23 protein-coding genes are annotated in these 22104 nt (G+C 59.6%); 15 read left to right on the top strand and 8 right to left on the bottom strand.

From position 1 onward, the window contains the following. Positions 1-13 precede the first annotated feature (13 nt). Positions 14-910, bottom strand: coding sequence for a tRNA glutamyl-Q(34) synthetase GluQRS (gene gluQRS / locus ACM6I7_RS26150; protein ID WP_414889542.1), 897 nt, complete (start codon positions 908-910; stop codon positions 14-16). A gap of 340 nt (positions 911-1250) precedes the next feature. Then, positions 1251-1694: an RNA polymerase-binding protein DksA gene (gene dksA, locus ACM6I7_RS26145; RefSeq protein ID WP_027614094.1), complete on the bottom strand. Its 444-nt coding sequence runs from the start codon at positions 1692-1694 to the stop codon at positions 1251-1253. A gap of 334 nt (positions 1695-2028) precedes the next feature. Here dksA and ACM6I7_RS26140 point away from each other — a divergent pair, with 334 nt between their 5' ends. After that, on the top strand, positions 2029-3201 hold the full coding sequence (locus ACM6I7_RS26140; protein ID WP_414889541.1) for a pyridoxal phosphate-dependent aminotransferase: 1173 nt from the start codon (positions 2029-2031) through the stop codon (positions 3199-3201). Next, positions 3201-3914 (top strand): DNA/RNA nuclease SfsA, encoded by a 714-nt coding sequence (sfsA, locus tag ACM6I7_RS26135; protein ID WP_414889540.1) that lies wholly within the window; start codon positions 3201-3203, stop codon positions 3912-3914. The genes ACM6I7_RS26140 and sfsA overlap by 1 nt, the downstream gene beginning before the upstream one ends. On the opposite strand, the gene ACM6I7_RS26130 is transcribed toward sfsA, so the two are convergent. Then, positions 3911-4228, bottom strand: coding sequence for a Rieske (2Fe-2S) protein (locus ACM6I7_RS26130; protein ID WP_414889539.1), 318 nt, complete (start codon positions 4226-4228; stop codon positions 3911-3913). The two genes, sfsA and ACM6I7_RS26130, sit on opposite strands and share 4 nt — an antisense overlap. A gap of 162 nt (positions 4229-4390) precedes the next feature. On the opposite strand from ACM6I7_RS26130, the gene ACM6I7_RS26125 reads away from it, so the two are divergent. Genes ACM6I7_RS26125 through ACM6I7_RS26110 form a run of 4 tightly spaced genes read left to right on the top strand, consistent with a single transcriptional unit; the run spans position 4391 to position 7936 of the window. After that, on the top strand, positions 4391-5263 hold the full coding sequence (locus tag ACM6I7_RS26125) for a heme/hemin ABC transporter substrate-binding protein (RefSeq protein ID WP_414889538.1): 873 nt from the start codon (positions 4391-4393) through the stop codon (positions 5261-5263). A gap of 50 nt (positions 5264-5313) precedes the next feature. Further along, positions 5314-6297, top strand: a complete 984-nt coding sequence (locus ACM6I7_RS26120; RefSeq protein ID WP_177416216.1) for a FecCD family ABC transporter permease — start codon at positions 5314-5316, stop codon at positions 6295-6297. Next, the gene (locus ACM6I7_RS26115; RefSeq protein WP_414889537.1) at positions 6297-7064 is read left to right on the top strand and encodes a heme ABC transporter ATP-binding protein; all 768 of its coding nucleotides are present in this window, start codon (positions 6297-6299) and stop codon (positions 7062-7064) included. The genes ACM6I7_RS26120 and ACM6I7_RS26115 overlap by 1 nt, the downstream gene beginning before the upstream one ends. 20 nt (positions 7065-7084) lie before the next feature. Beyond that, complete coding sequence (locus ACM6I7_RS26110) at positions 7085-7936, top strand: ChaN family lipoprotein (RefSeq protein ID WP_414889536.1); 852 nt, start codon at positions 7085-7087, stop codon at positions 7934-7936. Positions 7937-8162: 226 nt separating this feature from the next. On the opposite strand, the gene ACM6I7_RS26105 is transcribed toward ACM6I7_RS26110, so the two are convergent. From ACM6I7_RS26105 to ACM6I7_RS26090, 4 genes are all read right to left on the bottom strand, one after another. Further along, on the bottom strand, positions 8163-8963 hold the full coding sequence (locus ACM6I7_RS26105; protein WP_414889535.1) for a Crp/Fnr family transcriptional regulator: 801 nt from the start codon (positions 8961-8963) through the stop codon (positions 8163-8165). 16 nt (positions 8964-8979) lie between these two features. After that, positions 8980-9252: a TfoX/Sxy family protein gene (locus ACM6I7_RS26100; protein WP_003228231.1), complete on the bottom strand. Its 273-nt coding sequence runs from the start codon at positions 9250-9252 to the stop codon at positions 8980-8982. A gap of 280 nt (positions 9253-9532) precedes the next feature. Then, a complete protein-coding gene (locus ACM6I7_RS26095; protein ID WP_007963914.1) occupies positions 9533-9877 on the bottom strand; it encodes a pentapeptide repeat-containing protein in 345 nt (114 codons plus the stop codon). A 91-nt stretch (positions 9878-9968) separates the two neighbouring features. Continuing rightward, a complete protein-coding gene (locus ACM6I7_RS26090) occupies positions 9969-11525 on the bottom strand; it encodes an AAA family ATPase (protein WP_414889534.1) in 1557 nt (518 codons plus the stop codon). Positions 11526-11641: 116 nt separating this feature from the next. Between ACM6I7_RS26090 and mrcB the strand changes: the two genes are divergently transcribed. From mrcB to ACM6I7_RS26075, 3 genes are read left to right on the top strand one after another with little or no spacing between them, the layout of a single operon-like run. Further along, entirely contained in the window at positions 11642-13966 is a 2325-nt protein-coding gene (mrcB, locus tag ACM6I7_RS26085) for a penicillin-binding protein 1B (protein ID WP_098965621.1), read from the top strand. A gap of 16 nt (positions 13967-13982) precedes the next feature. Next, entirely contained in the window at positions 13983-14738 is a 756-nt protein-coding gene (locus tag ACM6I7_RS26080) for a tetratricopeptide repeat protein (protein ID WP_150367921.1), read from the top strand. Continuing rightward, positions 14738-15073 (top strand): YqcC family protein, encoded by a 336-nt coding sequence (locus tag ACM6I7_RS26075; protein WP_414889533.1) that lies wholly within the window; start codon positions 14738-14740, stop codon positions 15071-15073. Before ACM6I7_RS26080 ends, ACM6I7_RS26075 begins: the two co-directional genes overlap by 1 nt. A 45-nt stretch (positions 15074-15118) precedes the next feature. Here ACM6I7_RS26075 and ACM6I7_RS26070 read toward each other — a convergent pair whose 3' ends face one another. Continuing rightward, positions 15119-15535: a DUF4124 domain-containing protein gene (locus tag ACM6I7_RS26070; protein WP_027614082.1), complete on the bottom strand. Its 417-nt coding sequence runs from the start codon at positions 15533-15535 to the stop codon at positions 15119-15121. Between the two features lie 399 nt (positions 15536-15934). On the opposite strand from ACM6I7_RS26070, the gene ACM6I7_RS26065 reads away from it, so the two are divergent. The 6 genes from ACM6I7_RS26065 to msrQ all read left to right on the top strand — a co-directional run bounded on the left by ACM6I7_RS26065 (position 15935) and on the right by msrQ (position 21910). Next, on the top strand, positions 15935-17659 hold the full coding sequence (locus ACM6I7_RS26065; protein ID WP_098968456.1) for an acetolactate synthase 3 large subunit: 1725 nt from the start codon (positions 15935-15937) through the stop codon (positions 17657-17659). Between the two features lie 2 nt (positions 17660-17661). Then, positions 17662-18153, top strand: a complete 492-nt coding sequence (ilvN, locus tag ACM6I7_RS26060) for an acetolactate synthase small subunit (protein WP_003205610.1) — start codon at positions 17662-17664, stop codon at positions 18151-18153. A gap of 48 nt (positions 18154-18201) precedes the next feature. Beyond that, a complete protein-coding gene (gene ilvC, locus ACM6I7_RS26055) occupies positions 18202-19218 on the top strand; it encodes a ketol-acid reductoisomerase (protein ID WP_007959661.1) in 1017 nt (338 codons plus the stop codon). Between the two features lie 146 nt (positions 19219-19364). After that, positions 19365-20222: a CDP-diacylglycerol--serine O-phosphatidyltransferase gene (pssA, locus tag ACM6I7_RS26050; RefSeq protein ID WP_027614080.1), complete on the top strand. Its 858-nt coding sequence runs from the start codon at positions 19365-19367 to the stop codon at positions 20220-20222. Between the two features lie 63 nt (positions 20223-20285). Further along, positions 20286-21299 carry a protein-methionine-sulfoxide reductase catalytic subunit MsrP gene (gene msrP, locus ACM6I7_RS26045; protein ID WP_414889532.1) on the top strand — a complete coding sequence of 338 codons (1014 nt, stop codon included), beginning with the start codon at positions 20286-20288 and terminating at the stop codon, positions 21297-21299. After that, a complete protein-coding gene (msrQ, locus tag ACM6I7_RS26040) occupies positions 21299-21910 on the top strand; it encodes a protein-methionine-sulfoxide reductase heme-binding subunit MsrQ (RefSeq protein WP_414889531.1) in 612 nt (203 codons plus the stop codon). The genes msrP and msrQ overlap by 1 nt, the downstream gene beginning before the upstream one ends. The last annotated feature ends 194 nt before the right edge of the window (positions 21911-22104 follow it).

Below are 22104 nucleotides of genomic sequence, written 5' to 3'. Positions count from 1 at the left end.
ACTGCAAGTGTCGTCATTGCAGTTGCGCTTCGGGCAGGGTCAGTGTGCGCGGGATCTTTGTCGCATCCCAGTGGGCTGCGCCCCATTTCAGCAATTCCTCGGGGGTGGCATGGGCCAGTTCGGCACCGGGGTTTTGCCCCAGCGCACGCAAGGCTCGCAACAGCAGCGGCGTGGCCTGATCGACCTCAAGCGGCGGCGAACGGTAGGATTTGCCGAGCTTGTTGCCGTCCGGCTGCGTGATCAATGGCAGGTGCAGATAGCGGGGCTGACGCAGGCCCAACAGTTCTTGCAGGTAGAGCTGGCGCGGCGTGGAATCGAGCAGGTCGGCACCGCGCACGATGTCGGTGATGCCTTGCCAGGCGTCATCCAGCACCACCGCCAGTTGATAGGCGTAGAGGCCGTCGCGGCGGCGAATCACGAAATCGCCGACGTCGCGCCCCAGATGCTGGCGGAACTCGCCCTGCACCCGGTCGATGAAGTGGTATTCCAGTTCCGGCACGCGCAGGCGGATCGCCGCGTCTTGCTGCTCATGCCCGGCGTTGCGGCACAAGCCCGGGTACATGCCGTGATACGGCTCCAGTTGCTTGCGCGAACAGGTGCAGGCGTAGGCCAGGCCATGATTGAACAGACTGTTGAGGACTTCGGCGTAGGCGTCGTGCCGGTCACTCTGGCGCACCATTTCGCCGTCCCATTCGAAACCGTAGCTTTCCAGCGCTTTGAGAATGGCCGCCTGCGCGCCGGGCTCTTCCCGGGGTGGATCGAGATCTTCCATACGCACCAGCCAGCGCCCGCCGACCGCGCGCGCGTCGAGATAAGAGGCGAGGGCGGCAATCAGCGAGCCGAAGTGCAGATGGCCACTGGGGGTCGGGGCGAAGCGGCCGATGTAGGCGGGGGCGGTTTTGGCAGTCATGTGGACAATATAACTTTTCAGGATCCGCGCAGATTACCCCTGTGGGAGCGGGCTTGCTCGCGAAAGCGTCGGCTCAGACATCTTTGATGTTGAATGACACACCGAATTCGGGAGCAAGCCCCCTCCCACCAAAAGCGCAAACAGGGCAAAAGGTAGAAACATTACCCTTGTGGGAGCGGGCTTGCTCGCGAAAGCGTCAGTTCAGACAACCTGGATGTTGAATTGCCGGCCGCATTCGGGAGCAAGCCCCCTCCCACAAAAGCAAGGCATAAAGGGCAAAGGCAAAAGGCAGAAACAAAAACGGAGCGTTCGCACGCTCCGTTTTTCATTCAGGTCGAGATTACTTGCCGACCTGCTTTTCTTTGATTTCCGCCAGGGTCTTGCAGTCGATGCACAGATCCGCAGTAGGACGGGCCTCGAGGCGCTTGACGCCGATTTCGATGCCGCAGGACTCGCACCAGCCGTACTCTTCGTCCTGGATCAGTTCGAGGGTCTTGTCGATCTTCTTGATCAGTTTGCGCTCGCGATCGCGGGCGCGCAGCTCGAGTGCGAATTCTTCTTCCTGGCTGGCACGGTCGGCCGGGTCAGGGAAGTTGGCCGCTTCGTCTTTCATGTGATCAACAGTACGGTCGACTTCCTGCATCAAGTCCTGTTTCCACTTGTTCAGGATCTTGGTGAAGTGCGCGCGCATCGGGGCGCCCATGTACTCCTCGCCTTCCTTCGGAACGTAAGGTTCGAAGCCGCTGATCGTCACTTGCTGCTGTTGCTTTGCTTGGGTGGGCATGAAATGGACCGCCTCTACTCTTGTAATCCATTGCGCAGGATTGCTCCATCACCGACACCTGCCGGCCCTGCGGCTGCAAGCGGGCGAACTTACCAGATCAATTCGGCCTGCGCTACTCCCGGATGTCGAGGCCCCGGCGGGTGGCGCTTGCAGAAGTCTGGCAAGCCATGTCTGACAGTGATGGAGACCTGATCAATCTCTGATTTTAGTCAATCCTGGAGCGTACGCGCATATCGTTACAGTCCAGCGTTCTTGAGGCTGTGACCGCGACGGGTTCTCGCTCGTTCCGGCAGATGGGTAGAATCGTCTCTTTTTCCCCGTCGAAGGAAAACCAATGGCTCAGCCTTACAGTGCGCGCAGTCGTGCGATCGAACCGTTCCATGTGATGGCGCTGCTGGCGCGGGCAAACGAACTGCAGGCCGAAGGTCACGACGTGATCCACCTGGAAATCGGCGAGCCGGACTTCACCACGGCCGAGCCGATCATCCGTGCCGGGCAGGCTGCGCTGACGGCGGGCAAGACCCGCTACACCGCGGCGCGCGGTATTCCTGAACTGCGCGAGGCGATTTCCGGGTTCTATCAATCGCGTTACGGTTTGAACATCGATCCGCGGCGGATCCTGATCACCCCCGGTGGCTCCGGTGCGCTGTTGCTGGCCAGTGCCTTGCTGGTGGATCCCGGCAAACACTGGCTGCTTGCAGATCCGGGCTACCCGTGCAACCGGCACTTCCTACGTCTGGTCGAAGGCGCGGCGCAACTGGTGCCGGTCGGGCCGGAGGTGCGTTACCAACTGACTCCGGATCTGGTGGCGCGGCACTGGGACCACGACAGCGTTGGTGCCTTGGTGGCGTCGCCAGCCAACCCCACCGGGACTATCCTGACCCGCGATGAACTGGCCGGGTTATCCACAGCGATCAAGGCGCGCCACGGGCATCTGGTGGTGGACGAGATCTACCACGGCCTGACTTATGGCACTGATGCCGCGAGCGTGCTGGAAGTCGATGACAGTGCCTTTGTCCTCAATAGTTTCTCCAAATATTTCGGCATGACCGGTTGGCGGCTCGGCTGGCTGGTGGCGCCGGAGGCTGCGGTCAGTGAGCTGGAAAAGCTCGCACAGAACCTCTACATCAGCGCCCCGAGCATAGCGCAGTACGCGGCACTGGCCTGTTTCGAACCGGACACCATCAGCATTCTTGAAGAGCGCCGCGCCGAATTTGGCCGCCGCCGCGACTTCCTGCTGCCGGCGTTGCGCGAGTTGGGTTTCAATATCGCCGTCGAGCCTGAAGGTGCGTTTTACTTGTATGCCGATATCAGCCAGTTCGGCGGTGATGCCTTCGCGTTCTGCCGTCATTTCCTCGAAACCGAACACGTTGCCTTCACCCCAGGGCTGGATTTCGGGCGTTATCAGGCCAGCCACCATGTGCGTTTCGCTTACACGCAAAACCTCCCTCGCTTACAGGAAGCGGCGGAACGTATCGCTCGCGGCTTGAAGAGCTGGCAAGGCTGATGCGCTTTTATCCGGCTCTGGAAGAGGCGCGGCTGATTCGCCGCTACAAACGTTTTCTGGCGGACGTTGAAACGGTCAATGGCGAGCTGTTGATCCTGCACTGCCCGAACACCGGCTCGATGCTCAACTGTCAGGTCGAAGGCGGGCAAGTGTGGTTCAGTCGCTCAAACGACCCGAAGCGCAAACTGCCCGGCACTTGGGAAATCGGGGAAACGCCGCAGGGTCGACTGTTCTGCGTGAACACCGGCCGCGCCAACGCCCTCGTTGAAGAGGCGCTGCAGGCCGGTGTCATCAGCGAGTTGAACGGCTTCACGGCGCTTAAACGCGAAGTGGCGTACGGTCAGGAAAAGAGCCGTATCGACTTTCGCCTCGAATACCCGAGCGGGCCGGCTTATGTGGAAGTGAAGAGTGTCACTTTGGGGTTCGACGGGACGAATGTGGCGGCGTTTCCCGACGCAGTTACCCAGCGCGGCGCCAAGCATCTGCGCGAGCTGGCGCATCTGGCCCGTGACGGTATTCGTGCGGTGCAGTTGTATTGCGTCAATCTCAGCGGGATTGAAGCGGTGCGACCGGCCGAAGAAATCGATTCGGCGTACGCGGATGCCCTGCGTGAAGCGGTGGCGTGCGGGGTCGAGGTGTTGGCCTACGGTGTGCGTTTGAACCACGAAGAGATGGTGATCGACCGGCGGCTGGACGTTTTGCTCAGCGGTTAAATATCTATCCACAACCCTTTGGCATCTTCGCGGCAGGGGATGGCGGTCAGCGATTGCCCGGCGCAGGGCCCGGCGACGCATTCACCGTCCTCGATCAGAAACAGTGCGCCGTGGGTGGCGCACTGGATCAGGCTGTTGCTCGGGTCGAGAAACTGGTCGGGGTGCCATTCCAGACCGACGCCGCGATGCGGGCACCGGTTGAGATAAACATAGGCCTGGCCATTGCGGCGCACGGCAAACAGTTTGTTGCCATCGATGTCGAACCCACGGCTGCCGGCCTCAGCGAGATCGGTACCGGCGCACAAAAACTTCATGGCTATCCTCAAATGTCTGCTCGTTTCAGGAAATGTCCGAGCTTGACGTTTAAATGCAAACAATTATCAAATGGCCGCCTTCGCCCACTGCGCGCAACCGCCGTCAAGGATACTTGGCCCGCCGGTTCGCTGCCCGGGAAAACTTTTCAAGGAAAGCTGCGTATGCGCCTGATTACCCGCGTTGCCGTGCTGTGTGTCGGACTGCTCGCCAGCCTTCAGGCGACAGCTGCCGATTTGCCACAGCGTTGGGTCAGCGCCGGTGGGGCGCTTTCGGAGTGGGTGAGTGCATTGGGTGGCGAATCCAAACTGGTCGGGGTCGACACCACCAGCCAGCATCCGCAGTCGCTGAAGCAGCTGCCAAGCATCGGTTATCAACGCAGCCTCTCGGCTGAAGGCATTCTCAGCCTGCGCCCGGACATTCTCATCGGTACCGAAGAAATGGGCCCGCCACCGGTTATCGCTCAAGTGAAAAACGCCAAGGTACAGGTCGAACTGTTCTCGGCGCAGCCGGATCTGCCGACACTGGAAAAAAACATCACGCATCTGGGGCAGTTGCTCGGCGCGCAAGCCCAGGCGGCGCAGTTGCTGGAAAGTTATCAACAGCAGCTAACCGCGCAGAAAGCCCGAGTCGCCGAGTTGCAGACCAAACATAAAGCGCCCGGTGTGCTGGTGCTGATCGGGCATGCCGGCGGCAAGCCATTGATTGCCGGCAAGGACACTGCCGCCGACTGGCTGCTGCAACGGGCCGGCGGACATAACTTGGCGACGCATACCGGTTACAAGCCGTTCTCCGTGGAGTCGCTGGCCGGGCTCGATCCTGAGGTGCTGGTGTTTGCTGATCGCGCGTTGAGCGGTGAGGCGGCAAAAGCGGCATTGTTCAAGGAAAACCCCATTCTCAATTCAAGCCGCGCGGCCAAGGCCGGACGGGTGCTGGAGCTGGATCCGACGCTGCTGGTCGGCGGGCTCGGGCCGCGTTTACCGGCGGCACTGAAGAATTTGTCTGACGGCTTCTACCTGACTGCGAGCGGCCAATGACCGTACTGGTCAAACCACGAAGCCTGTTTATCGGCCTGACGCTCCTGTGTTTGCTGGCCATCTGGCTGTCGTTGGCGCTGGGGCCGGTGAGCCTGCCGCTGTTCGATACGTTACGCGCTGCATTGCGCATGGTCGGTGTGCCGTTGGCGCCGGACGGTCTGGAGCAGGCCGAGCTGATCCTCGGGCAGATCCGTCTGCCGCGCACCTTGCTCGGTCTGGCCGTCGGCGGTGTGCTGGCACTGTCGGGTGTGGCGATGCAGGGCTTGTTTCGCAATCCGCTGGCCGATCCCGGGTTGGTCGGGGTTTCCAGTGGGGCAGCGCTGGGTGCGGCGGTGGCGATTGTCGGCGGGTCATTTTTTGGCGGTTTGCCGGAGTGGTTCGGGCCGTACCTGTTGTCGGCGTGCGCGTTTCTCGGTGGACTGGGGGTGACGGCGCTGGTCTATCGGCTCGGTCGGCGCAACGGCCAGACTAACGTCGCGACCATGCTGCTGGCAGGGATCGCCCTGACGGCATTGGCAAGCTCGGCGGTGGGTCTGTTCACCTATCTGGCGGATGACGCGACTTTGCGCACGCTGACTTTCTGGAATCTGGGCAGCCTCAATGGTGCGAGTTATGCGCGTTTGTGGCCGTTGCTGATTATCAGCGCTGGCGTCGCGCTGTGGTTGCCGCGGCGTGCCAAGGCGCTGAATGCGTTGTTGCTCGGGGAGTCCGAGGCGGGGCATCTGGGGATCGATGTCGAGCGGCTCAAACGTGAATTGGTGTTCTGCACGGCGTTGGGTGTTGGCGCGGCGGTAGCGGCAGCCGGGATGATCGGTTTCGTCGGGCTGGTGGTGCCGCATCTGGTGCGTTTATTGGCCGGGCCCGATCACCGGGTGTTGCTGCCAGCGTCGGTACTGGCGGGTGCGAGCCTGTTGTTGCTGGCGGATCTGGTGGCGCGGCTGGCGCTGGCGCCGGCGGAGTTGCCGATCGGTATCGTCACGGCGTTTATCGGCGCGCCGTTCTTCCTCTACCTGCTGTTGCGAGGTCGTGCCTGATGCTGCGTGCGCACAATCTGCACATCCGCCGCGGGCGCAAGACCGTGCTCAGCGACGTCACCCTGCAGCTTGAACCCGGTGAGGTGTTGGGTGTGCTCGGACCGAACGGTGCCGGCAAAAGCACCTTGCTCGGTGCCTTGTGCGGTGAGCTGACGGCCAGTGACGGTGAGGTGTTGCTCGACGACAAGGTGCTGAGTCACTGGACAGGTACACAGCGCGCTCAGCGCCTGGCGGTGTTGCCGCAGGTGTCGACGCTGGATTTTGCCTTTCGCGTGGAAGAAGTGGTCGGCATGGGCCGCCTGCCTTATCAAAGCGGTCGGGCGCGCGACGACGAGATCGTTGTGGCAGCGCTGGCCGCTGCGGATGCCGGGCATCTGAGCGGGCGCAGTTATCTGGCGCTGTCGGGCGGCGAGCGCCAGCGTGTGCATCTGGCGCGGGTGCTGGCGCAGTTATGGCCGGGGCAGGTCGGGCAAACCTTGTTGCTGGATGAGCCGACCTCGATGCTCGATCCCTTGCATCAACACACCACGTTGCAGGCGGTGCGCGAGTTTGCCGATCGTGGCGCGGCGGTGCTGGTCATCCTGCATGATCTGAATCTGGCGGCGCGCTATTGTGATCGGGTGTTGCTGCTCGAAGGCGGGCGCCCGGTGGCGCTGGATACGCCGCAGCAAGTCTTGCGACCGGACTCGCTCAAAGCTGTGTTCGGTCTCGAGGTATTGGTGCAGCCGCACCCGGAGCGTGGGCATCCGCTGATCATCGCCCGCTGATTTCTCATTGAGGTGTTGGTATGCGCGGGATGTGGTTGTTAGCGGTGTTGCTGCTTGCAGGGTGTCAGCATGTTGCCCCGCCCCCGCCAATCAGTGGCGAAATTCGTGATCTGCACAGCGGCCAGATACTGACGGCACAGGAACTGCTGACGCGACTGTCGGGGCCGCAACTGCTCATCATCGGCGAGCAGCATGACAACGCCGATCACCACGCCGCGCAGTTGTGGCTGTTGCAGGCACTTGGGGAGCAGCGTCCTCAGGGCAGTCTGCTGCTGGAAATGCTCACGCCGAAGCAACAGCCGAACGTTGACCAGGTTCGCCATGCAGCAGCGCCCCCTACTGATCTTCCCGCCGCGTTGGCCTGGCAGGATGGCTGGGACTGGAATTTCTATGGACCGATCATTCGGTTTGCCCTCACGCAACCCTATCCGCTGTTGGCGGCCAATCTGGATGACGGCGAAATCCGCGCTGTCTATCGCCAGTCGCCCGCCCTGAGCGGTGTTCGCAGCAATGCGGCATTGGTGAAAGCCACGCTGCTCGAACAGATCAGCGATTCACATTGCGGCTTGCTGCCCAAATCACAGATGCCGGCGATGCTCGCGGTTCAGCAACAGCGCGATCGACGCATGGCCGAACGTTTGCTGGCAGCGCCGATGCCAGCCTTGCTGCTGGCGGGTGCCTGGCATGCGCGCAAGGATGCTGGCGTGCCGCTGCATGTGCTGGATCTGGGCGCAGCCCAAGCGCCAACGGTGCTGATGCTGGCCGAGCAGGGCGCCGAGGTGACTGCGGCGATGGCCGATTACGTCTGGTACACCCCGGCCACGCCCGCGCAGGATTACTGCGCACAGATGCGCAAACAGTTCGGCCAGTGACTTTTCCACAGGCAAAAAAAGACCCGGTAAAAACCGGGTCAAATAACCGTGATTAGCCTGATGAGGAGATAATCTGAGAGTCCGAACCAAGGGCTTTTCAGAATATCGACTGATCTCGCGACCAGTTGTGATAATCATAGCGATTCTCATTAGCGAGTCAACCACTGTTTTTCCATTTACTTGATTTAGTCGTACAAATGGCCGGAATGTCCCGGAAACAGGGGGCTTAACGCGCAGCCTTGATCGCACTCAGTTGCGTGATCTGTTGATTGAGCTGGCCAATGCGCCGGGCCATGCTCTCAATCAGGCTGTGGGCAATCTTCGGATTGTTGCGGGTCATGCTCAGAAACTGCTCGCCTGGAATCAGCATCACCGTGCTTGGCTCGTGAGCGATGACAGTGGCATTGCGCGGTTCACCGGTGAACACCGCCATGGCGCCGAAAATCTCGTCCTTGGGCACTTCGCCGACCTTGTGCCCATCAACAAACGCTTCGGCATGCCCCTCAATGATCACGAAGACGTGATCAGCGGCATCGCCCTGCCGGATCAACACCTCACCACTCTCGACCCGTTTGAAGCCATTGGTGCTGCGAAACTCCCGCGGTTTCAGTTCGGCCACCGCGTGTGCCAGCAGCGCCATCTGCCCCAGCAGATACTCAAGCCATTGCTCGGCCCGATCCGGTTCGGCATACAAATGCTGGAACAGTTCGGTTCGCCGATAGGGCAACAAGCGCGATGGTCCGTCGCTGCGCAGTCGGCAATCGGCCCAGGCGTCACTTTGCTGTAGACCGATCAGATCGCCCTCTTGCCAGTAAAACAACGCACGGCCGCCGATGTAGCCGTGGATCACGCCTTCTGTCAGCAGAAACAGCTGATCGTGTGGGAGCTGCGCCATCAGGTCGTCAGAGACTTCTGGCTCAAAGGCTCGCCCGCACGGCGCAAGGCCTTCCAGCCAGCGCGCGGGCAAGCTCTGCAAACGATTGATCAGTGCATCGACCGGTGCCGATTGTTCCCCGAGCAAATACATGGCCGTCAGCGCCTGTTCAGTTCTTGTGACGCGAGGAGATGGCTTCGAGCTGCTTGTTCAAGGCGTCTTTGCGTTCGGCCGGGATGTCGTTCCAGTGCACATCCATTAGCGCCCCTTCGATCGCGTACAACAACACCTTTGATGCGCGAAACCCGCGGGTACGCACGGCCCGATAGGCGTCCACCGCCCCCAGGCGACGCAAGTCCGAGGCGCTGTGGATGCCCACGGCATGCAGCCACTGCGCCGACGTCTTGCCAAGATTCTTCAGGTGTTGCAGTTCATCATTCATCAAGCCTCCTTGCGACGGCCGAATGGTGCGTGGGCGATCTTCTCAGGAGTGTAGCCATCAGTAGGAAAAGCGTGGTTGTTTGGTCGGATTAGACGCAAACGCTTCTAAGAAAGGGGCTGCGAACGCAGAAAGGAGGGAAGAAACGCGGAAATAATGTGGGAGCGGGCTTGCTCGAGAAGGGGGGCTTTCAGCCAACAGATGTATCGACTGACACTACGCCTTCGCGAGCAAGCCCGCTCCCACACGGGAAAGGCGTCGGGTCAGAGAAAGATAAAAATTATCAGCGAGTGCGATAGCGCAGGCGGGTGCCGAAATTCATCGACATCAGGATCTCGTCCGCACTCAGTTCCGGCGGGAAGTACGCGCCGGAAATCTGCGCATGGGCCAGGCTCGCGCCTTCGAGCGATGAATTACGGAAATCGATGCCACGCAAATCGGCAGAGCGGAAGTAGGCGTCCCGGAAATCCACGCCATCGGCGTTCAGTTCACGCAAGTCGAGACCACGGAAGTCGCCACCGACCATATCGATCGGGCCGTCGTTCGGGCGTTCCTTGTTGAAGCCTGCGATGTCGTCTTTGTGCAGCAGGGCATAAAGCGGGGTGTCGAGAAGTTTCGGCTGGCTCATGTCACATCACCTGTTGGTTTTATGACGCCAGTATAGTGCCACTATTTGACGGCCGTGAAGCAAGCGAGGGCTTCACGGCCGAAATAGTTTCTTACAGGCCTGGCAGGCGCTGACGAATCTGTGCGACTACGGTGTCGAGGGTCCCGCTTTCATTGGTCTGCACGCGCTTGCTGCGCAGAATTTCCTCTGGCGTCAGGGCTTCGCGGCTAGATTGCTGGGCCTCGATCACGGCCAGCGTGGCGTCGGAAGGGTCCTTTTTGTCGGCCTGACGAATCGCCAGCCAGCTTTCGATCACGGCTTGCGGTGCGTTGCAGTCGAGGATCAGGAACGGCGTGCCGGTGGCTTCGGCCACTTGAGCGGCGTTGTCGCGTTGCTCGCGCTTGAGGTAGGTCGCATCGATCACCACCGGGAAACCGGCGTGCAGAATCACTCCGGCAATCTCATGCAGGCGGGCATAAGTGGCGGCGCTGGCGTCGGCGCTGTAAATCCCGGCCTGCACGTCGTTGGCTACGGTCTGCTCGCCGAACAGGCGCTTGCGCTCGACGTCGGAACGCAGGCGAATCGCCCCCAGCGCTTCGACCAGACGCATGGCCACGTGGCTCTTGCCGACAGCCGATACGCCGTGGGTGATGGCCATGAAGCGCGATGGAATGGTGCTGTAGCTTTCCGCCAGGTTGGCGTAGTTGCGGTACTGGCGCAGGGTGGTTGCGCGCTGCACCGGGGTGGCATCCGCCGGCATGCTGAACAGCGCGACTTTGGCACGAACCAGTGCGCGGTAGGCTTTATAGAAATTCAGCACTTCCAGGCCTTGATAGTCGCCGGTCAGCTCCAGGTACTGGCTGATGAAGCGGCGGGCCAGGGATTTCAGGCCACGGTCTTCCAGGTCCATCGCCAGGAAACCGGTGTCGGCCCAGACGTCAGTGAAGCGGAACGGTTCGTTGAACTCGATGCAGTCGAAGATCACCACTTTGCCATTGATGACAGTGGCGTTGCCCAGGTGGATGTCACCGTGGCATTCGCGAGTGAAACCCTCGGCCTTGCGCTGGCTGAACAGTGCCTTGAGACGATCGAAGCTGCTTTCGGCCCAGGCTTGCAGGGCTTCGAGTTGCAGCAGATCGTTTTTGTCGCTGAGGAACGGCAGGATCTGCTCGAAGTTCTGGCGCACCGGGGCCATCACGCTGTCCGGGGTACCGGCGTCGTGCTCGGCCGGGACTTTTGGCGCACTGAGGTGGAATTTGGCGATCTGCTCGGCCATTTCATCAATGTGCTGGGTGGTCAACTCACCGTTGGCTTGCAGGGTGCTGAGCAGGCCGGTCTGCGGGAATTGACGCATTTTCAGCACATATTCGATCACCGGGCCGTCGCCACCCAGTTGTGGCGCCTCGACGCTGCCGGTCACCGGCAACACGTCCAGATACAAATCATCGGTCAGACGTTGGTTCAGGCGCAGTTCTTCAGCGCAGAAATGCTCGCGCGCTTCGAGGCTGGTGAAGTCGAGGAAGCCGAAATTCACTGGCTTCTTCACTTTATAAGCAAACGGGCCGGTGAGGATCACCCACGAGATATGGGTTTCGATGACCTGGAACCCTTCGACGGGGTGCGGGTAGAGGGCCGGGTTTTGCAGGGCAGCGATCAGGGACTGGCTCACGGGCGATCCTTCAGAGACTGGGAAATTCGAGGTCGCCATTATGGCCGCTCGCCAGCCTGACGCAAACCTCGGAGCGCTCCTGTTGAGTATGAATAAAGTGCGTATAATCCGCCGCCATGACTCGAACTCGATCCCCCCGTACCAAGAAAAAACCAGTCTCCAAGGGCCTCAGCCCATGGTTGAGCTGGGCCATTAAACTCAGTCTGGTCGGCCTTGTGGTGCTGGCCGGCTTCGCCGTTTACCTCGATGCCGTGGTGCAGGAGAAGTTCTCCGGCAAGCGCTGGACCATCCCGGCCAAGGTCTACGCGCGTCCGCTTGAGCTGTTCGTCGGACAAAAGCTGAGCAAGGACGATTTCCTCACCGAACTCGATGCCCTGGGCTATCGCCGCGAAGCTGTGAGCAATGGCCCCGGCGCTGCCGCCGTCAACGGCAATACCGTTGATCTGAATACCCGCGGCTTCCAGTTCTATGAAGGCCTGGAAAAAGCCCAGCCAGTACGCGTGCGTTTCTCTGGCGACTATGTGGCCGAGCTCTCCGGGCTCAACGGCGGTAAATTGTCCGTGGTGCGGCTCGAGCCGCTGATGATCGGCGGCATCTACCCGAAAAACCTCGAAGACCGCATCCTGATCAAGCTCGATCAGGTGCCACCGTACCTGCTGGAAACCCTGGTAGCGGTGGAAGATCGCGACTATTACAGCCACTGGGGCGTATCGCCGAAATCGATTGCCCGGGCGATCTGGGTCAATACCTCTGGCGGCAAGATGACCCAGGGCGGCAGTACGCTGACCCAGCAATTGGTCAAGAACTTCTACCTCACCAACGAGCGCAGCCTGAGCCGTAAGCTCACTGAAGCGATGATGGCAATGCTGCTGGAGCTGCATTACGACAAGAAGGAAATCCTTGAGGCCTACCTCAATGAAGTCTTTGTCGGGCAGGACGGTCAGCGTGCTGTGCACGGTTTTGGTCTGGCCAGCCAGTTCTTCTTTGGTCAGCCACTGTCCGAGCTGAAGCTGCATCAGGTCGCGCTGCTGGTCGGCATGGTTAAGGGCCCGTCCTATTACAACCCGCGTCGCAACCCGGAGCGAGCGCTAGAGCGCCGTAATCTGGTGCTCGACGTGCTTGAGCAGCAAGGCGTGGCGACTGCCGAACAGGTTGAAGCGGCGAAGAAAATGCCCTTGGGCGTGACCACGCGCGGCAAGCTTGCCGACAGCTCGTTCCCGGGCTTTATCGATCTGGTCAAACGCCAGTTGCGCGAAGACTATCGCGACGAGGACTTGACCGAAGAAGGCTTGCGGATCTTCACCAGTTTCGACCCGATTCTGCAGATGAAGGCCGAAGCGTCGGTGAATGACACCTTCAAACGGCTGGCTGGACGCAAGGGCTCCGATGACGTGGAAGCGGCGATGGTCGTGACCAACCCGGAAACCGGCGAAGTGCAGGCGATGATCGGTAGTCGTCAGGCCAGTTATGCCGGTTTCAACCGGGCGCTGGACGCCGTGCGGCCGATCGGTTCCCTGGTCAAGCCAGCGGTGTATCTGACCGCACTGGAAAAGCCGAGCCGTTACACGCTGACCAGTTGGCTGTCGGATGATCCGCTGTCGATCAAAGGCGCGGACGGCCAGGTGTGGAAACCACAGAACTATGACCGTCGCTCCCACGGCACAGTCTTCCTCTATCAAGGGCTGGCGCATTCGTACAACCTGTCGACCTCGCGCCTGGGTCTGGAAGTCGGTGTGCCGAATGTGCTCAAGACCCTTGCGCGTCTGGGCGTGACCCGGGAATTCCCGGCGTTCCCGTCGATGCTGCTCGGGGCTGGCGGCATGACCCCGATCGAAGTGGCGACCATGTATCAGACCCTCGCCAACGGTGGTTTCAATACGCCGATGCGCGGGATTCGCAGTGTGCTGACCGCCGAGGGCGAGCCGCTCAAGCGTTATCCGTTCCAGATCGAGCAGCGTTTCGATCCGGCGTCCATCTACCTGATCCAGAACGCCATGCAGCGGGTGATGCGTGAAGGTACCGGCAGCTCGGTTTATAACGTGCTGCCCAAGACCCTGACGCTGGCCGGCAAGACCGGTACCAGTAACGATTCGCGTGACAGCTGGTTCGCCGGTTTCAGTCAGGATCTGCTGGCCGTGGTCTGGCTGGGTCGCGACGACAACGGCAAGACCCCGTTCACCGGGGCGACCGGTGCATTGCAGGTCTGGACCAGTTTCATGCGCAAGGCCGATCCGCTGCCGCTGGACATGCCGCAGCCGGACAACATTGTGCAGGCGTGGGTCGATTCGCGTACCGGGCAAGGCTCCGATGCCAACTGTCCGGGGGCGGTGCAGATGCCGTATATTCGCGGCAGCGAACCGCCACCCGGCGCCGCGTGTGCAAGCGAAACGCCTGCCTCGCCGGAGTCGGTGATGGATTGGGTCAAGGGCTGGATGAATTAAGCAAAGAGGGTTTCAAGTGAACAAGTGGTTGATTCCGGCGGTGACTGCCGTGGCTTTGCTCAGTGGCTGCTCTACCGTACAGCGTGGTTCGATCCCGGTGGTGGACGCCGGCACAGCCGTGTCCAACAGCGAACGGCTGTCGGCCAACGGCGGTTTCCGCAAGACGACGGTCAAACGCCCAGTCCAGGGCCAGGCGCAATCCCAGGCCATCCCGCAAGGCGATACCGGCGTGGTGGTGATGGTGCCGGGTGGTGGCGCCACAACATCGGCGCCGATCAGCTCCTCGCCGATCGTGCCGGGCCCGGCTTCCGGCGGAATCACCGCAGGGCCGTACAACCCGTCGCCGGTCGAGTCGGCACCGATCAACTCCGGCAGCTACAGCATGCCTTCAACGCCAAGCGGGATTCCTTCGGCCAGCAGTGGCGGTGGTCTGTCGGCGGACGAACAGCTCGATGGCCCGGTGCTCGCCTTGCTGACCACTGCGCAACAGCAGCAGGCTGGTGGCGACCTCAACGGTGCGTCTTCCAGCCTCGAGCGTGCTCAGCGTGTAGCCCCGCGTGAGCCGCAAGTGCTCTATCGTCTGGCGCAAGTGCGCATGGCCCAAGGCGACGCGCCACAGGCCGAGCAGTTCGCCCGTCGTGCGCTGACCATGGCCAACGGTCGTCCGGACTTGCAGGCCAACCTGTGGGAGATCATCGCGCAGTCCCGTGAGAAACAAGGCGATTCCGCCGGCGCAGCGCTGGCTCGTCAGAAGGCCAAGGTTTCGCTGTGATGGATTCCCGTTTCCCGAAAATCGCCGATCAGTTGCTGCTGATCGAGCGTGAACTGCGCGCGCAGGGTTGGTGGGACGAGGTCCAGCCGTCCGCCGAGGCTTTGAGCAGTGTGGAGCCGTTTTCGGTCGACACGCTGGATTTCGAGCAATGGCTGCAATGGATCTTCCTGCCACGGATGAAAATGATCCTTGAGCAGGATCTGTCGTTGCCCAACGCCTCGGGCATTCAGGAAATGGCTGAAATGGTCTTCGCCCAGCGCAATCTGCAGGGCAAGGATCGACAGCTGCAGGTGCTGCTCAAAGAGTTTGACCTGCTGATTACCGCTTCCCGCTAGAGCCGATCCCCTGTAGGAGCTGCCTGCGGCAGCTCCTACAGATTTTTATTCGCAGTTCTGCGCAATCTGCTTCTGCGCTTCGACAATGCGCTCCTGCCGCTGCGCATCATCCAGCCGCCGTAATTGTCCTTCCACTTCCTCCCTCAACCGCGGATTGTTCTGCAATTGCGCCAGGTTCGTCCGTGCCTGCTCGCAAAACGCCTTGAGCTGCGCCTGCTGCTCCGCCACCTGTTTCTTCACCTTGTCGTCGATGGCTTTCTGATCGCCCAGCGCACCACTGCCAGGCATGGCGGCAGGTTTCGTTGGGGGCGAGGAGGGCGTCTGCACAGTCGTCGCCGGCAGCCCTTGCGGTGGCTGCGCATCGAAGTGCGTGACGCCCTGGGCATCTACCCATTTGTAGATTTGAGCGGCCGAGCACCAGGGGCTGAGGCCGATCAGCAGAGTTAACAGAAGCGTTCGCATGCTGATTCCTTGGCAAAATTGCGCAATTGACGCTAACAGAGTAGCTGTTTTCAGGTTTTTTCTTGCGTTCTCATGTGCTTACCCACAATTAAGCACATTGACGGCTTGACTTGGAGAGGGCGAAACAGAAGAATCCAAAGTCCGCTGTAGAGGGACTGCCAGAAGCAGACCCACTCGGTAGATCATGAGGCGCATATCCGCGTCGACCTGTTACACCCGCAACGCGTTACCTCGCGCTGGGTGGGAAAGGCCCGCAACACTTGGGACGATCCCAATACTTGCTCAGTCAGTGCTGACGTAGTCGGCGACCACCGTCGCTCATGCTCTGCCGAGAAGTAAACCTATTAAGACCCGCCCCTTTTGTGTGGACGGTATTCTGGCGTTTTAGAGGTGAACAACGTGGAGCTTTTATCTGGCGGTGAGATGCTCGTCCGCTTCTTGCGTGACGAAGGCGTCAAATATATCTACGGGTACCCGGGTGGTGCTCTTCTTCATGTTTACGATGCCCTGTTCAAAGAACCGGAAGTGACCCACATCCTGGTTCGTCACGAACAAGCGGCTACCCATATGGCTGACGGCTATGCCCGTGCCACCGGTAAAGCCGGCGTGGTATTGGTGACATCAGGTCCTGGCGCCACAAACGCCATCACCGGTATCGCCACCGCCTATATGGATTCGATTCCAATGGTGATCATTTCCGGTCAGGTGCCAAGCACCATGGTCGGCACCGACGCGTTCCAGGAAACCGACATGATCGGTATCTCCCGGCCGATCGTGAAGCACAGCTTCATGATCAAGCACGCCTCGGAAATCCCGGAAGTCATGAAGAAGGCCTTCTACCTGGCGCAATCCGGTCGTCCGGGCCCGGTCGTGGTCGATATCCCGAAAGACATGACCAACCCGGCCGAGAAGTTCGAATACATCTTCCCGAAAAAAGCCAAGCTGCGTTCCTACAGCCCGGCCGTCCGCGGCCACTCCGGGCAAATCCGCAAGGCGGCAGAAATGCTCCTGGCAGCCAAACGCCCAGTGCTCTATTCCGGTGGCGGCGTGATCCTCGGCAACGGTTCCGCACCGCTGACCGAACTGGCGAAAATGCTTAACCTGCCAGTGACCAACACCTTGATGGGCCTGGGCGGTTTCCCTGGCACCGACCGGCAGTTCATCGGCATGCTCGGCATGCACGGCAGCTACACCGCCAACTTGGCGATGCACCATGCCGACGTGATCCTGGCTGTCGGCGCGCGTTTCGATGACCGTGTGATCAACGGCGCGGCGAAGTTCTGCCCGAACGCCAAGATCATCCACATCGACATCGACCCGGCTTCGATCTCCAAGACCATCAAGGCCGACGTGCCAATCGTTGGCCCGGTGGAGAGCGTCCTGACCGAAATGGTCGCGATCCTCAAGGAAATCGGTGAGACCCCGAACAAGGAGTCCGTTGCCAGTTGGTGGAAGCAAGTCGATGAGTGGCGTGGTGATCGCGGCCTGTTTCCTTATGAAAAGGGCGACGGCAGCCTGATCAAACCGCAGACCGTGATCGAGACCCTGTGCGAAGTGACCAAGGGCGATGCCTTCATCACCTCCGACGTGGGCCAGCACCAGATGTTCGCGGCGCAGTACTACAAGTTCAACAAGCCGAACCGCTGGATCAACTCCGGTGGTCTGGGCACCATGGGCTTCGGTTTCCCGGCGGCCATGGGCATCAAGTTGAGCTTCCCGGATGACGACGTTGCCTGCGTCACCGGTGAAGGCAGCATCCAGATGAACATCCAGGAGCTGTCGACCTGCCTGCAATATGGCTTGCCGGTGAAAATCGTCATCCTGAACAACGGTGTTCTGGGGATGGTTCGTCAGTGGCAGGACATGAGCTATGGCAGCCGCCACTCGCACTCTTATATGGAGTCGCTGCCTGACTTCGTCAAACTGGCTGAAGCCTACGGTCACGTCGGCGTGCGCATCACCGATTCGAAAGACTTGAAGTCGAAGATGGAAGAGGCGTTCGCCATGAAAGATCGTCTGGTGGTGATCGATATTTCGGTCGATACCAGCGAGCACGTCTATCCGATGCAGATCAAAGACGGCTCCATGCGCGATATGTGGCTGAGCAAGACGGAGCGTACTTAATCATGCGGCACATTATTTCCCTGCTTCTGGAAAACGAACCCGGCGCTTTGTCTCGCGTAGTCGGCCTGTTCTCGCAGCGCAACTACAACATTGAAAGCCTGACGGTGGCGCCAACCGAAGACCCGACTCTGTCGCGTCTGACGCTGACCACTGTTGGCCACGATGAAATCATCGAGCAGATCACCAAAAACCTGAACAAGCTGATCGAAGTGGTCAAGCTGGTGGACCTGTCGGAAAGCGCTCACATCGAGCGCGAGCTGATGCTGGTCAAGGTCAAGGCCACTGGCGCCCAGCGCGCCGAGATCAAACGCACCACCGATATTTACCGTGGACAGATCGTCGACGTCAGCGCCAGCGTGTATACCGTTCAACTGACCGGTACCAGCGACAAGCTCGACAGCTTCATTCAGTCCATCGGCACCGCATCGATTCTGGAAACCGTCCGTAGCGGCGTGACCGGCATTGCCCGCGGCGACAAAGTACTCAGCATCTAAACCAAATTAGCGAATGGCCTGAACGGCCTGGATATATAGGGGAAATTCATGAAAGTTTTCTACGATAAAGACTGCGACCTGTCGATCATCCAGGGCAAGAAAGTTGCCATCATCGGTTACGGTTCCCAGGGCCACGCCCAGGCGTGCAACCTGAAAGATTCCGGTGTCGACGTTACCGTTGGTCTGCGTAAAGGTTCGGCCACTGTTGCCAAAGCCGAAGCTCACGGCCTGAAAGTGACCGACGTGGCTGCCGCTGTTGCTGGCGCCGACCTGGTCATGATCCTGACCCCGGACGAATTCCAGTCCCAGCTGTACAAGAACGAAATCGAGCCGAACATCAAGAAAGGCGCCACCCTGGCCTTCTCCCACGGCTTCGCTATTCACTACAACCAGGTTGTTCCGCGTGCCGACCTCGACGTGATCATGATCGCGCCGAAAGCCCCGGGTCACACCGTGCGTTCCGAGTTCGTGAAGGGCGGCGGTATCCCTGACCTGATCGCGATCTACCAGGACGCTTCGGGCAACGCCAAAAACGTTGCACTGTCCTACGCAGCTGGCGTGGGTGGCGGTCGTACCGGCATCATCGAAACCACCTTCAAGGACGAGACCGAAACCGACCTGTTCGGCGAACAAGCCGTACTGTGCGGCGGTACCGTTGAGCTGGTGAAAGCCGGTTTCGAAACTCTGGTTGAAGCTGGCTACGCGCCGGAAATGGCCTACTTCGAGTGCCTGCACGAACTGAAGCTGATCGTTGACCTCATGTACGAAGGCGGTATCGCCAACATGAACTACTCGATCTCCAACAACGCTGAATACGGCGAGTACGTGACCGGCCCGGAAGTGATCAACGCCGAATCCCGTCAGGCCATGCGCAATGCCCTGAAACGTATTCAGGACGGCGAATACGCCAAAATGTTCATCAGCGAAGGCGCTACCGGCTACCCTTCGATGACCGCCAAGCGTCGTAACAACGCCGCTCACGGTATCGAAATCATCGGCGAGCAACTGCGCTCCATGATGCCGTGGATCGGTGCCAACAAGATCGTCGACAAAGCCAAAAACTAAGTCGTCATCTTTGTACGAAAAACGCGGCCTCGGCCGCGTTTTTTCGTTTGAAACCGATGGTTCTGGTATAAAGCTGCATCGTTTGTGGCCGAACCGTCGTCACAGGCACCTGTCGAATTTTTCCAAACCGTTGCAAGGTAATGTCCATGAGCGAACGTCCCGAAGAGCCGAACCAGGCTTCTGACGCCGAAAGCCTGCTGCCCATCGATGAACATGTCGAGGAAGGGCACGACGCAGAAGGTCGTAAAGTCCGGCATCGTGGTATCTATCTGCTGCCGAATCTGTTCACCACTGCGAACCTGTTCGCAGGGTTTTATTCCATCATCAACTCGATGAGTGCCCAGGCTGCCTTGAGCGCCGGTGACTCTGCGAATGCGAGCAAGTATTTCGCCTTCGCCGCGATCGCGATTTTCGTGGCCATGGTGCTCGATGGTCTTGATGGCCGTGTAGCGCGCATGACCAATACGCAAAGTGCCTTCGGCGCCGAGTATGACTCGTTGTCGGACATGGTCGCGTTCGGTGTAGCGCCGGCGCTGCTGGCCTTTGGCTGGGCATTGGGCGACATGGGCAAGGTCGGCTGGATGGTCGCCTTCATCTATGTAGCCGGTGCAGCATTGCGTCTGGCGCGTTTCAATACCCAGGTCGGTACGGCTGACAAGCGATACTTCATCGGCCTGGCCAGCCCGGCAGCTGCCGGCGTGGTCGCAGGCATCGTCTGGGCCTTCAGCGATTACGGCATTCAGGGTTCGAAGATGTCGTTCCTGGTCGCGCTGATGGTGGCGGCTGCCGGCATGCTGATGGTCAGCAACATCAAGTACAACAGCTTCAAGGAGCTGGACTTGAAGGGGCGCGTGCCGTTCGTGGCGATCCTCGCCGTGGTGCTGGTGTTCGCCGTGGTGTTCAGCGATCCACCGCGAATTCTACTGCTGGTGTTCCTCGGTTACGCCGCTTCCGGCCCTGTGCAATACCTGTTGCGTCTTCGTCGTCACAAAAACGCCGAATGATGTAATTTCCCGCATACTCCGCAGTCTATGGGTGCATCTGTCCTCCAAAACTGCGGAGTTGCCATGCTGATCAAAATCCCCAAAGCGTCCGACTGCCATGAGTCGGATGTCACGCCTGAATCCATTTATCTTTCTCGTCGCCAATTGTTGGGGGCTACTGCTGCCGGACTTGCTGTCAGTAGCCTGCCGCGCTGGGCCAATGCCGAGGATGCCGCTCGGTACGCCGATGTCGAACCCGGTAAAGCGCCTGCCTGGTTTACCGACAAGCTGTCCTCTACTAAATGGGGCGCAGTCAACGTCAAGGATGAGGCGATCACGCCTTATAAAGACGCAACCCATTACAACAACTTCTATGAGTTCGGCACCGACAAGGGTGACCCTGCGGCGAATGCTGGCTCGCTGAAAACCGAGCCGTGGAGCGTTGTCGTCGATGGGGAGGTGGGTAAGCCAGGACGTTACGCCCTGGAAGACTTCATGAAACCGTACCAGTTGGAGGAGCGTATTTATCGCCTTCGCTGTGTTGAGGCGTGGTCGATGGTCATCCCGTGGATTGGTTTTCCGATCTCTGCGCTGCTCAAACAGGTCGAGCCGACCTCCAAGGCCAAATACATTCGCTTCGAAACCCTGCAGGATCCCAAGAGCATGCCAGGCCAGCGTTCGGGGTTCGCCCTGATCGATTGGCCTTATGTAGAAGGCTTGCGCCTGGATGAGGCAATGAATCCCTTGGCGATTCTGGCGGTTGGCATGTATGGCCGTGAATTGCCGAATCAGAACGGTGCGCCGTTGCGTCTGGTGGTGCCGTGGAAGTACGGCTTCAAGAGTGTGAAGTCCATCGTGCGTATCAGTCTGGTCAGCGAGCAACCGAAAACTACCTGGCAGAGCATCGCGGCAGATGAGTACGGGTTTTATGCCAACGTGAATCCGACGGTTGATCACCCGCGCTGGACTCAGGCACGGGAGCGGCGTCTGCCGAACAGTCTGTTCAAGCCGAATGTGCGTGATACACAGATGTTCAACGGCTATGCGGATGAAGTCGCTTCTTTATATACAGGGCTCGATCTGCGGAAGAACTACTGATGCGATATCCGTTCTGGCGTGTAGGCGTTTTTATCGCTGCGGCGATTTGGCCATTGCTTTGGTTTTATCAAGCGTTCGCCGATTTGCTCGGGCCGGATCCTGGCAAAGTCCTGGTTGATCGATTGGGGCTGGGGACGTTGGTATTGCTGTTGATTACATTGAGCATGACGCCGCTGCAGAAATTGACGGGGTGGGCGGGCTGGATTGCTGTGCGCCGTCAGTTGGGACTCTGGTGTTTTGCCTATGTGAGTCTGCATTTGTTCAGCTATATGGCGTTTATCCTCGGCTTCGACTGGTCGCAGTTGGGCGTGGAGTTGCGTAAGCGGCCGTACATCATTGTGGGTACGCTGGGTTTTATCGGGTTGTTGGCGTTGGCAGTAACCTCTAATCGCTACAGCCAGCGTCATTTAGGTGTGCGCTGGAAGAAACTGCATCGGTTGGTGTACGTGATTCTCGGGCTTGGATTGCTGCACATGCTGTGGATTGTGCGAGCTGATCTTAAAGAGTGGGCAATCTACGCCTTTATAGGTGCAGCGCTTTTGCTGCTACGTGTGCCCGCTGTTGCGCGTCGCATCCCTCGTTTGCTGACTAAAAAGCAGGTTTTGCAATAAAACTGAAATTAACGGTTGACGGCAGATTCAGGAAGTCTATAATTCGCCCCACTTCCGGCGCAGTCGAAACGGAAAACTCCTTGAGATTCAATGAGTTACGCAGTTTTCGGCAGCGGCTTACTTCAGTTCATCGAAGTCTTGAAGGAGTTGAAAGAGCAGTGATGTTTGGCTCTTTTGACGGTTCGATCTTCTCG

Origin of the sequence: Pseudomonas sp. IT-93MI4, assembly GCF_949767635.1 — a bacterium.
GTDB lineage: Bacteria > Pseudomonadota > Gammaproteobacteria > Pseudomonadales > Pseudomonadaceae > Aquipseudomonas > Aquipseudomonas putida_A.
This window is presented reverse-complemented; position numbering and strand designations above follow the sequence as displayed.

What these genes read in the sequence shown, in the direction of transcription:
- gluQRS (WP_414889542.1), bottom strand. Translation starts at nt 910, where the DNA reads ATGACTGCCAAAACCGCCCCCGCCTACATCGGCCGCTTCGCCCCGACC.
- dksA (WP_027614094.1), bottom strand. Translation starts at nt 1,694, where the DNA reads ATGCCCACCCAAGCAAAGCAACAGCAGCAAGTGACGATCAGCGGCTTC.
- ACM6I7_RS26140 (WP_414889541.1), top strand. Translation starts at nt 2,029, where the DNA reads ATGGCTCAGCCTTACAGTGCGCGCAGTCGTGCGATCGAACCGTTCCAT.
- sfsA (WP_414889540.1), top strand. Translation starts at nt 3,201, where the DNA reads ATGCGCTTTTATCCGGCTCTGGAAGAGGCGCGGCTGATTCGCCGCTAC.
- ACM6I7_RS26130 (WP_414889539.1), bottom strand. Translation starts at nt 4,228, where the DNA reads ATGAAGTTTTTGTGCGCCGGTACCGATCTCGCTGAGGCCGGCAGCCGT.
- ACM6I7_RS26125 (WP_414889538.1), top strand. Translation starts at nt 4,391, where the DNA reads ATGCGCCTGATTACCCGCGTTGCCGTGCTGTGTGTCGGACTGCTCGCC.
- ACM6I7_RS26115 (WP_414889537.1), top strand. Translation starts at nt 6,297, where the DNA reads ATGCTGCGTGCGCACAATCTGCACATCCGCCGCGGGCGCAAGACCGTG.
- ACM6I7_RS26110 (WP_414889536.1), top strand. Translation starts at nt 7,085, where the DNA reads ATGCGCGGGATGTGGTTGTTAGCGGTGTTGCTGCTTGCAGGGTGTCAG.
- ACM6I7_RS26105 (WP_414889535.1), bottom strand. Translation starts at nt 8,963, where the DNA reads ATGTATTTGCTCGGGGAACAATCGGCACCGGTCGATGCACTGATCAAT.
- ACM6I7_RS26100 (WP_003228231.1), bottom strand. Translation starts at nt 9,252, where the DNA reads ATGAATGATGAACTGCAACACCTGAAGAATCTTGGCAAGACGTCGGCG.
- ACM6I7_RS26095 (WP_007963914.1), bottom strand. Translation starts at nt 9,877, where the DNA reads ATGAGCCAGCCGAAACTTCTCGACACCCCGCTTTATGCCCTGCTGCAC.
- mrcB (WP_098965621.1), top strand. Translation starts at nt 11,642, where the DNA reads ATGACTCGAACTCGATCCCCCCGTACCAAGAAAAAACCAGTCTCCAAG.
- ACM6I7_RS26075 (WP_414889533.1), top strand. Translation starts at nt 14,738, where the DNA reads ATGGATTCCCGTTTCCCGAAAATCGCCGATCAGTTGCTGCTGATCGAG.
- ACM6I7_RS26070 (WP_027614082.1), bottom strand. Translation starts at nt 15,535, where the DNA reads ATGCGAACGCTTCTGTTAACTCTGCTGATCGGCCTCAGCCCCTGGTGC.
- ilvN (WP_003205610.1), top strand. Translation starts at nt 17,662, where the DNA reads ATGCGGCACATTATTTCCCTGCTTCTGGAAAACGAACCCGGCGCTTTG.
- ilvC (WP_007959661.1), top strand. Translation starts at nt 18,202, where the DNA reads ATGAAAGTTTTCTACGATAAAGACTGCGACCTGTCGATCATCCAGGGC.
- pssA (WP_027614080.1), top strand. Translation starts at nt 19,365, where the DNA reads ATGAGCGAACGTCCCGAAGAGCCGAACCAGGCTTCTGACGCCGAAAGC.
- msrP (WP_414889532.1), top strand. Translation starts at nt 20,286, where the DNA reads ATGCTGATCAAAATCCCCAAAGCGTCCGACTGCCATGAGTCGGATGTC.
- msrQ (WP_414889531.1), top strand. Translation starts at nt 21,299, where the DNA reads ATGCGATATCCGTTCTGGCGTGTAGGCGTTTTTATCGCTGCGGCGATT.